6 protein-coding genes, 3 pseudogenes and 1 CRISPR repeat array are annotated in these 9,615 nt (G+C 62.6%); of the genes and pseudogenes, 5 read left to right on the top strand and 4 right to left on the bottom strand.

What is annotated here, in order from left to right:
* The 3 genes and pseudogenes from FMZ75_RS20375 to FMZ75_RS20365 all read left to right on the top strand — a co-directional run.
* The coding region (locus FMZ75_RS20375) for an IS256 family transposase (protein ID WP_166145932.1) at nt 1-747 on the top strand (747 nt) is incomplete at its 5' end.
* A gap of 52 nt (nt 748-799) precedes the next feature.
* Nucleotides 800-1,471 carry an IS6 family transposase gene (locus FMZ75_RS20370; protein WP_166145929.1) on the top strand — a complete coding sequence of 224 codons (672 nt, stop codon included), beginning with the start codon at nt 800-802 and terminating at the stop codon, nt 1,469-1,471.
* 61 nt (nt 1,472-1,532) lie between these two features.
* Nucleotides 1,533-2,618: pseudogene (locus FMZ75_RS20365) on the top strand (IS256 family transposase); the annotation flags it as partial.
* A 146-nt stretch (nt 2,619-2,764) separates the two neighbouring features.
* On the opposite strand, the pseudogene FMZ75_RS20360 reads toward FMZ75_RS20365, so the two are convergent.
* Nucleotides 2,765-3,786 (bottom strand): annotated as a pseudogene (locus FMZ75_RS20360) (IS3 family transposase); the annotation flags it as partial.
* Nucleotides 3,787-3,972: 186 nt separating this feature from the next.
* Between FMZ75_RS20360 and FMZ75_RS20355 the strand changes: the two are divergent.
* Nucleotides 3,973-4,470 (top strand): annotated as a pseudogene (locus tag FMZ75_RS20355) (helix-turn-helix domain-containing protein); the annotation flags it as partial.
* Nucleotides 4,380-5,057: an IS630 family transposase gene (locus FMZ75_RS21790; RefSeq protein ID WP_370464768.1), complete on the top strand. Its 678-nt coding sequence runs from the start codon at nt 4,380-4,382 to the stop codon at nt 5,055-5,057. The pseudogene FMZ75_RS20355 and the gene FMZ75_RS21790, both read left to right, overlap by 91 nt.
* Before the next feature lie 49 nt (nt 5,058-5,106).
* Nucleotides 5,107-7,117: direct repeats of the CRISPR family, unit length 32 nt; unit sequence GTTCCAATCCACGCCTCTGCGCGAGAGGCGAC.
* A gap of 228 nt (nt 7,118-7,345) precedes the next feature.
* Here the strand turns inward: FMZ75_RS21790 and cas2 are convergent.
* From cas2 to cas4, 3 genes are read right to left on the bottom strand one after another with little or no spacing between them, the layout of a single operon-like run.
* Complete coding sequence (gene cas2 / locus FMZ75_RS20345; protein WP_166145923.1) at nt 7,346-7,636, bottom strand: CRISPR-associated endonuclease Cas2; 291 nt, start codon at nt 7,634-7,636, stop codon at nt 7,346-7,348.
* A 9-nt stretch (nt 7,637-7,645) separates the two neighbouring features.
* Nucleotides 7,646-8,692: a type I-C CRISPR-associated endonuclease Cas1c gene (cas1c, locus tag FMZ75_RS20340; protein ID WP_166145920.1), complete on the bottom strand. Its 1,047-nt coding sequence runs from the start codon at nt 8,690-8,692 to the stop codon at nt 7,646-7,648.
* 1 nt (nt 8,693) lies between these two features.
* Nucleotides 8,694-9,320 carry a CRISPR-associated protein Cas4 gene (cas4, locus tag FMZ75_RS20335; RefSeq protein ID WP_166145917.1) on the bottom strand — a complete coding sequence of 209 codons (627 nt, stop codon included), beginning with the start codon at nt 9,318-9,320 and terminating at the stop codon, nt 8,694-8,696.
* Between the last annotated feature and the right edge of the window lie 295 nt (nt 9,321-9,615).

Genomic DNA, 9,615 nt, shown 5'->3' with positions numbered 1-9,615 from the left:
GAAGGCGATTGGCCCTATGTCTGGATCGACGCGACTTACGTCAAAGTCCGCCAGAACGGCCGCATCGTCTCGGTCGCCGTGATCGTCGCTATCGGCGTCAACAACGACGGAAGACGCGAAGTGCTCGGCATGGACATCGGCCCTTCGGAAGCCGAAACCTTCTGGACCGACTTTCTGCGCAAGCTCCGGCGGCGTGGCCTGCGCGGCGTCAAGCTCGTCGTTTCCGACGCCCACGAGGGCATAAAGGCGGCTGTCGCCAAGGTGATGCACGCCGGCTGGCAGCGTTGCCGCGTGCACTTCATGCGCAACGCGCTCGCTCATGCCGGCAAGAACGGTCGCCGGGTCGTTTCCGCCTTCATCGCCACGGCTTTCGCACAGGACGACGCCGACGCCGCCAAAGCGCAGTGGCGCAAGGTCGCCGATCAGCTCCGGCCCACCTTGCCAAAGCTCGCCCTTCTCATGGACGAGGCAGAACAGGACGTGCTCGCCTATATGACCTTTCCCAAGGACCATTGGCAGAAGATCTATTCGACCAATGGTCTCGAGCGGGTGAATGGCGAGATCAAGCGCCGCACCGAGGTCGTCGGCATCTTTCCCAACGAGGACGCCATCACCCGTCTCGTCGGCGCGATCCTGCTCGAGACAAACGATGAATGGGCCGTGCAGCGCGGTCGCTACATGACGCTGGCCACGATCGCGCCTTTGAGCGATGATCCCATCGTCAAGCTATCCGCCGTGACCGCCTGAACATTCCGGCCAAAGCCGGAAATCCCGGTGTCCGCCTCGATCCAGCTACACTATGCTCTGGGGCACGATCAGCCATTTTGAACGCGACGTGATCCTGTGGGGCGTCCGATGGTATGTGGCGTATCCGATGAGCTATCGTCAACTCGAGGAAATGATGGAAGAGCGAGGCGTCGACGTCGACCATTCCACGCTCAACCGCTGGGTCGTCAAGTATGCGCCTTTGCTGGAGAAAGAGTCTCGTGCTCGCAAGCGCGCGATCGGATCCAGCTGGCGTCTCGATGAGACCTATGTGAAAGTCAATGGCCGCTGGAAATATCTGTATCGGGCGGTCGACAAGGCAGGCGCGACGGTGGATTTCCTGCTGACCGCAAAGCGGGATTGCAAAGCGGCGCTGCGCTTTTTGCGCAAGGCGATCGGTCAGCACGGCGCGCCGGAAAAGATCACGATCGACAAGAGCGGCGCCAACACGGCGGCGATCGAAAGCTACAACGCGGAGCATGAGGCGAACATCGAAATCCGCCGTATCAAATATCTCAATAATATTGTCGAACAGGACCATCGAGCAGTGAAACGAGTGACGCGGCCGATGCTGGGTTTCAAATCATTTCGATCGGCTACCGCGACACTCTCGGGGATCGAGCTCATGCATATGATCCGAAAGGGCCAGTTGCAGACCAGGGGCAAATTGCGTCCAGCGCAGCAGTTCTATGCCCTAGCGGCGTGAGCCGCGGGGACTGTCAGGAATCTTGTGTGCGGGGCCATAGTAGAACCGCAGGAGGCGGGCTATGGCGATCAAGAAAGACACACTGGACCAATTGCTGTCGGGACGCGATCCGAAGGAGGTTTTTTCCAAAGATGGCCTGTTCGATGAGCTGAAGAAGGCGTTGGCGGAACGGGTTCTGAACGCGGAGATGGACGACCATCTCGGGAACGAAGCGGCGGCGGGCAAGGCGAACCACCGCAACGGCTATTCGAAGAAGACCGTGCTGACCGAGACCTCGAAGATCGACATCAGGGTTCCGCGGGACCGGGAGGGGAGCTTCGATCCCAAGCTGATCGCGCGCTATCAGCGCCGCTTTCCCGGCTTCGACGAGAAAATCGTGTCGATGTATGCGCGCGGCATGACGGTGCGCGAGATCCAGGGCCATTTGCTCGAGCTCTACGGCCTGGAGGTCTCGCCCGATCTGATCTCGACGGTCACCGACGCCGTGCTGGAGACCGTCGCCGAATGGCAGAACCGGCCGCTCGAGGCGATGTATCCCTTGGTTTTCTTCGACGCGCTGCGCGTCAAAATCCGCGATGAGGGCCTGGTTCGCAACAAGGCGGTCTATGTGGCGCTCGGCGTCACGCCGGACGGAACGAAGGACATTCTGGGGCTTTGGATCGAAACCTCGGAGGGCGCCAAATTCTGGCTTCGGGTGATGAATGAGCTGAAGAACCGTGGCGTCGGCGACATTCTGATCGCCGTTGTCGACGGCCTGAAGGGCTTTCCGGAGGCGATCAATGCGGTGTTTCCGCAGACGACCGTTCAGACCTGCATCGTGCATCTCATTCGAAATTCGATGGAATTCGCCTCATACAAGGACCGCAAGGCGATCGCCGCCGCCCTGAAGACGATCTATCGCGCCCCGACCGCCGAGGCGGCGAAAGAGGCGTTGGAGGCCTTCGACGGCGGCCATTGGGGCAAGAAATATCCGTCGATTGCGCAGGGCTGGCGGCGCAATTGGGAGCAGGTTATCCCGTTTTTCGCCTTTCCGATCGCGGTGCGGCGGATCATCTACACGACGAACGCCATAGAATCCTTGAACGCGAAGCTGCGGCGCGCTGTGCGGACGAGAGGGCATTTTCCGACTGACGATGCGGCGATGAAGAGAGCTGGCCCCGCTTATTTGGACAGCGCCCCGCGGAAATAAGGTGGATCACTGCCGGGGTTTGCGGAACGCGGGGCTTTCGCGATTTTGTCGCGGCGTCGGGAGGGCGTAGCCCGACCAGAGGCGCGGCAAAATCGCGGCGACGATCATGCAGCCATCACAGCCTCGCTACAACCGAAATAAGCCTCGTCCGGCGTGCGGGAGTCGAGGCTCGAATGCGGGCGCCGCTCATTGTAAAAGGCCAGATATTTGGCGATCGACGCGCGCGCCTCGGACACGCTGTCATAGGCGCGCAGATACACCTCCTCATATTTGACGCTGCGCCACAGCCTCTCGACGAACACATTGTCACGCCAGGCGCCCTTGCCGTCCATGCTGATGGCGATTTTCGCATCGAGCAGCACGCTCGTGAAGTCATGGCCGGTGAACTGGCTACCCTGGTCCGTGTTGAAGATTTCGGGTCTGCCATGTTTTGCCAGCGCCTCTTTCAACGCTTCGACGCAAAACTCCGCCTCCATCGTGATCGATACGCGATGCGCCAGCACGCGCCGGCTCGCCACGTCGACGACCGCTGCGAGATAGACGAAGCCGCGCCGCATCGGGATATAGGAAATGTCCGTCGCCCAGACATGATTGGGCCGCTCGATCTTCATGCCGCGCAGGAGATAAGGGTAGATCTTGTGCCCTGGCGCCGGCTTGCTCGTGTTCGGACGCCGATAGATCGCGGCAATGCCCATCCGCTTCATCAGCGTCGCCACATGGCGGCGACCGACGACGACGCCCTCGCGCCGCAAAAGATCGCGCAGCATCCGCGCCCCTGCAAAGGGATGGTCGAGATGCAATTCGTCGATCCGCCGCATGAGCTTCAAATCCTCGACCGAGACGGGCCGCGGCTTGTAGTAGACCGAGCTGCGGGCGACGCCGAGCGCTCGCGCCTGACGGGCGATGGGGAGCTCGTGGCTGCGGTCGATCATCGTTTTACGCTCAGCAATCCCGCTTTGGTGAGCGCGCCGGACAAAAAATCATTGGTCAGCGTCAGCTCGCCGATCTTGGCGTGAAGCGCCTTCAAATCGACCGCCGCTTCCTTCGCTTCCGGCTTTTCGTGACCGAAAACGCCCGCCGCGCCTTCGAGAAGCTGGCCCTTCCAGGTCGTGATCTGGTTCGGATGTCACGACGCCGTCGTTCCAATCCACGCCTCTGCGCGAGAGGCGACTCGCCAACGGGCAGACCCTTTGCCTGCCATGCTCGTTCCAATCCACGCCTCTGCGCGAGAGGCGACCTGATACGGGTTCCGGCTGATTGACTCGGCGACGGGGATTCCCGGGGCGAATCGAAGTAGCTAAGCTGTATCGCCATGAATCGCTGGAGGCGGGTCATGGCGACGATAGCTGCGCATTTGAGCGTCGATGCGTTGCGTGAACGGTATGTTTCGAGTTCGAACGCGCGCGAGGCGCGGCATTTCCATGCGATCTGGCTGCTCGCCAAGGGCCACACGCTCGGCGAAGTCGCCGAGATGACGTCCTTTGCCCAGCGCTGGATCGAGCAACTCGCGGCGCGCTACAACGCAGAAGGACCGGAGTCTCTCGGCGACTTGCGCCGGCGCAACGGCTCGACGGCGACGGTGTTGAAGCCCGATCTGCTCGCCGAGCTGCGCGTTCGGCTGAAGGAGCCCCCCGACGACGGAGGCTTGTGGACGAGCGCGAAAGTCGCGGCTTTTCTCGCGCGCGAATTGGGGCTGGAGAAAGTTGCGGTTCAGCGCGGCTGGGAAGCGCTGAAAGCCTGCGGCATGTCGATCCAGGCTCCACGCCCCAAAAATCCGAAGGCGGCTTCGCCCGAGGAGGCGGCGGCGTTCAAAAAAACCTCGAAGACGCCGTCGCGGAGGAAGCCGCGAAGCATCCAGAGCGATCGGTCGAGGTTTTCGCCAGCGACGAGCACAGGCTCGGCCTGAAACCGGTCACGCGGCGCGTCTGGGCGCCCGTCGGCGAGCGGCCGATCGCGCATGGCCATCATCGCTTCGACTGGCTCTATGTGACCGCCTTCGTCTCGCCGGCGAGCGGCGAGACCTTCTGGTATATGCACGACGGCGTCTCGAAGCCGTTTTTCGCGGCGCTGCTCGAGACCTTCGCGCGCGAAGCCAAGGCCGGCGTCGATCGCACGATCGTGCTCGTCATCGACAACGCCGGCTGGCACGGCGAGGCTGGTCTGAGCGTGCCGGATGGCGTGCGACTGGTTTTTCTGCCGCCCTATACGCCGGAGCTGCAACCCGCCGAGACCTTATGGGCTCTCGTCGACGAGCCGATCGTCAACAAGCACATCGGAACGATAGAGGAACTCGACGCGATCATCGGCGAAAGATGCGCCGCGCTCGCGAGCGAGCGCGACATCATCAAAAGCCGCGCCGGCTTCCATTGGTGGCCAAAAATCGCCAAGCCGAAGTAATCAGCCGGAAACCGTATGAGATATCGGTAAACGCGGGTTGCGCCTTCGTGTTCCAATCCACGCCTCTGCGCGAGAGGCGACCGGCGAGCTTCGTCAGTTCGGCGAGCTTGCCGCGGTTCCAATCCACGCCTCTGCGCGAGAGGCGACCCGGCGATCGGCCGCGTCGCATCCGCAAAATATTCGTTCCAATCCACGCCTCTGCGCGAGAGGCGACGGCGATATCCCCGGATCGCGCTCCACCATGATCGTGTTCCAATCCACGCCTCTGCGCGAGAGGCGACCGCGGATCCGCAGAACGTCGCCTCAGTCCCGCTGGTTCCAATCCACGCCTCTGCGCGAGAGGCGACTCCGCTCGCCGATCACATGGCCGGCGCCGACGAGGTTCCAATCCACGCCTCTGCGCGAGAGGCGACGAGACGTCGAGCGCTCGCGCCTCGCCTCGATCACGTTCCAATCCACGCCTCTGCGCGAGAGGCGACGCGATCGATATCCAGATCGCAGCGCTCGAAAGGGTTCCAATCCACGCCTCTGCGCGAGAGGCGACCCGCGCGTCGTTGACGGGCTGGATCGGCGAAGTCGGGTTCCAATCCACGCCTCTGCGCGAGAGGCGACGCTTGGCGCCGCGCTCGATCTTGCGGGCATAGGGTTCCAATCCACGCCTCTGCGCGAGAGGCGACCGTCCACCGTCGAAATATTGATGACGGAGAAGTCGTTCCAATCCACGCCTCTGCGCGAGAGGCGACCGGCAGATGGATGATGGGTTTGTGCGCCCGATTGTTCCAATCCACGCCTCTGCGCGAGAGGCGACACTCGACGAAGCACGGGTCCAACGCGTTCATGTTGTTCCAATCCACGCCTCTGCGCGAGAGGCGACTCGAGGCTGGCGAAGAACTCGACTGGGCGCGGCTGTTCCAATCCACGCCTCTGCGCGAGAGGCGACGATTTCTCTTAAAGCTGCGGCGGCCTCATCTAAGTTCCAATCCACGCCTCTGCGCGAGAGGCGACCTGTCTCCCACCCAGGAAGGACCCTTATGGCTGAGTTCCAATCCACGCCTCTGCGCGAGAGGCGACCGCAGGCGCGGCTCATCCTTGCGTCGCAAGATCGGTTCCAATCCACGCCTCTGCGCGAGAGGCGACATGCGTCGCGAATGGCCTCCCACGCCGTGCATTGTTCCAATCCACGCCTCTGCGCGAGAGGCGACCCAATCGCCGAACACGTCCGTCATCGAGCAGACGTTCCAATCCACGCCTCTGCGCGAGAGGCGACAGAGCGTGACGGATCGCCCGACGAACGCGCACGAGTTCCAATCCACGCCTCTGCGCGAGAGGCGACCAGGCAGGCCGGCGAGAGACGCAGATACGTTCTTGTTCCAATCCACGCCTCTGCGCGAGAGGCGACCCTCGGGATTTTTGGCGATCGTCGACAAAACTTTGTTCCAATCCACGCCTCTGCGCGAGAGGCGACGTTGCTCATTTCACTTTACCGGGTTCGGATTGTAGTTCCAATCCACGCCTCTGCGCGAGAGGCGACCCCAACAATTGACCGTGTCGGCGCCCTCGCATACGTTCCAATCCACGCCTCTGCGCGAGAGGCGACCGAGCGTCTCGTCCTTCAGCGCGGCGCCGGAGAGGTTCCAATCCACGCCTCTGCGCGAGAGGCGACGGCGATCAAACTCGCCATTCTCCTCGAGGAGCGCGTTCCAATCCACGCCTCTGCGCGAGAGGCGACGTTGGCGGGAAGATCGGCGCGCCGCTGGAAAGCGTGTTCCAATCCACGCCTCTGCGCGAGAGGCGACCTCGGCTTGAGTGATGCGGATATATTCTCGGCCGAGTTCCAATCCACGCCTCTGCGCGAGAGGCGACCCGTCTGGCCGATCAGCCAGAGCCCTTCACGCGTGTTCCAATCCACGCCTCTGCGCGAGAGGCGACGCCGGGCCATGGGATGATGCGCTCCGCCTCGGTGTTCCAATCCACGCCTCTGCGCGAGAGGCGACCCACGATTTGCACTGTCCACGCGGCGGGATGCGTGTTCCAATCCACGCCTCTGCGCGAGAGGCGACCCTGAAGGATAGAGCACTGATTAGACAAAGCAAACAGAGGTCCGCGCGCGAACCTTCGCGATCGAGCGCCCGAAAAATGGCGCGGATCGGAAGGGAAGTTTCAGCGTATTGATAATAAAAAATATTTAGCTGCGCGAACCTGCCGGCGTCCAACCGATCGCTCGGGGTTCGCGCTCGCTTCAATCGGCGAAAAAGTAACACGCCGAATGAGCAATATCCCTTGTCGGCTCACACGATCATCGGCGCGTCGAAATCGACGGCCGGCTTTGCGCCTACATGCTCGACGCGGCGGCGCCAGTTGCTGCCGAGAAAATAGAAACGGAGGCTGTCCTTGTTCGGATCGATTTCAGCGATCAGTCGGGCTCGCAGCGTCGCCCATTGCGCCGGATCGACCTCACATTCGAAAACGGAAAACTGCACGCGCTGCCCGAAATCGCGGCACGCCTTGGCGATTCGCCTCAGCCGTCTGCGGCCCGCCGCCGTCAATGTTTCCACATCATAGCTGACGAGCACCATCATCTGCCGCTCCTATTTCCAGATCATCGGCGGATAACCGTCAAGATCGCCGCGGACCGCCTTGGCCAGCAATTGCGCCTGAATGTGCGGCAGTAGGCCGATGGCCGCTTTTTCCTTCAGGAACGGGTGCTCGATCTCCTCACGCTTGCGTTCCTGAAACGCGACCAGCACTAGCTTGCGCGCATCGTCGCCGAGGAGCACTGCGCCGTTCTCGAACAAGCGAAAATCGTTCATACCGACTTCGCCACGATTGATCAGAGTCAGCGCCAGCCGATCAGCCAGATGAGGGCGCAACTCCTCCATCAGATCCAGCGCGAGACTCGGGCGTCCGGGACGCAGGCGATGCAGGAACCCCACCGCCGGATCGAGTCCGACGCCTTCGAGCGCCGAGCGGCAATCATGGACGAGCAAGGTATAGAGGAACGACAAGAGCGCATTAACTGCATCGAGCGGCGGGCGGCGTGAGCGAGCGCCGAAGCGCAGGCCAGGCTCCTTCACGCGGATCAGATGATCGAAGACTCCGAAATAGGCGCGCGCGGCCTCGCCTTCCACGCCGCGCACCTCGTCGAGCGCGAGCGGCTTCAAGCAGCGGCGGGCCGCATCGGCCAAATGGTCGACGGACGCTTGCAGAGCGCCTTTCGCCGTCTCGTCCAGTCCATTGCCGTGATCGCGCAGCGCTCGTTGCAATACGGCGCGCTGATTGGAGGCTTTGGCGATGACGATGGCGGCGGCGAATCTCGCGCTGGCCGCCTCGCTCTCGTGGACGCGGAACTGATCGCGGCGCAACAGCACATTGCCCGAAATCGGGCCCTCGACGCGAGCGAGAAAGCGGCCAGTGTCGGAGAAATGAGTGATAGAGATTCCCGCCTCCAACGCCGCCGCCATCAGGCCGGTGGAGATGGTCACGCGGCCAAGCGGCGCGATGGAGCCGAGCTTGTGCAGCGGCACACGCAACCGCTCCGCGCCGTCCACGTCCACCACGGCGTTCTCGCCATCCTTGCGCACATAGGCGCCCTCGGTGGAGACATAGAGCGTATTGAGGTGGCGGCGGTCGACCATCTCATTCCCCGATCATGCGTTCGATCCAACGCGCCACCTTGCCGCCGTCGGCGGTCTCTCGCGGCGCGCACATCTCCAGCAGCGAGCAGGCTCGGCAGCGTTTGGCCTCATAAGCGGCGTGCGGGACCTCGGCGGCGAGGATCATGTCGCGGGCGGAGGCGGCGACTTGCTCGGTCAATCGGCGAAGATCAGCGTCAAAGACGACGGCGACGCGGCGGCGAGTCTCGCCGTAGAACAGCGCGCCTTCTGGAACTTCGACGCCGAACATTTCTTCCAGCGCTATGCCTTGCGCGCAAAGCTGCGCCTCGTCCGCCCGATGCGCCTTGGGTGATCCGCGCTTGTATTCGACCGGGAAGGGATGGATGCGCCTATCCCGCTCATACAACTCCACCACATCGGCGACGCCGGATACGCCGAGGGCGGTCGAGCGGATCGGCATCGCGGTTGCTGTTCGCACCACGCGCCGACGCGATACGCCCGGTTGATCGGCCTTATCATGCAGGATGCGCCCTTCGGCTGTGAAACGGTTCTCGCTCCAGACCTGCTCGACGTGAATCAGCGCGCATTGGCGCGGGCAATAGAGCATGTGCTGGAGCGCTGAGAGGGGGATCAAATCGGCCTCGTCCATGATCCCCCCTTCCCTTCAGATGAGGTCCAGCGCCTTGACACCGGCGGGCAGCGCAGCATCGTCCAAGGTCACGGCGTAATCGGAAAAGCTACGCGGCGGAGGCGATGTCACATAAACCCGATTCTGGCGCGTTGACGCCACGCGGGTCGATTTCAAGCGGCTGTCGTCACAGACTTCCACTCAGCGGCGATGTCACATAAACCCGATTCTGGCGCGTTGACGCCACGCGGGTCGATTTCAAGCGGCTGTCGTCACAGACTTCCACTCAGCCATCGCCCCGAGGCGATGCAGGCGG

It is taken from the genome of Methylosinus sp. RM1 (assembly GCF_011378635.1).
GTDB classification, from domain to species: domain Bacteria; phylum Pseudomonadota; class Alphaproteobacteria; order Rhizobiales; family Beijerinckiaceae; genus Methylosinus; species Methylosinus sporium.
Note: the sequence above shows the minus strand (reverse complement) of the source record. Positions and strands in the feature narration are given on the sequence as shown.

Coding starts and splice junctions, on each gene's coding strand:
- FMZ75_RS20370 (WP_166145929.1), top strand. CDS start 800: ATGCTCTGGGGCACGATCAGCCATTTTGAACGCGACGTGATCCTGTGG.
- cas2 (WP_166145923.1), bottom strand. CDS start 7,636: ATGATGGTGCTCGTCAGCTATGATGTGGAAACATTGACGGCGGCGGGC.
- cas1c (WP_166145920.1), bottom strand. CDS start 8,692: ATGGTCGACCGCCGCCACCTCAATACGCTCTATGTCTCCACCGAGGGC.
- cas4 (WP_166145917.1), bottom strand. CDS start 9,320: ATGGACGAGGCCGATTTGATCCCCCTCTCAGCGCTCCAGCACATGCTC.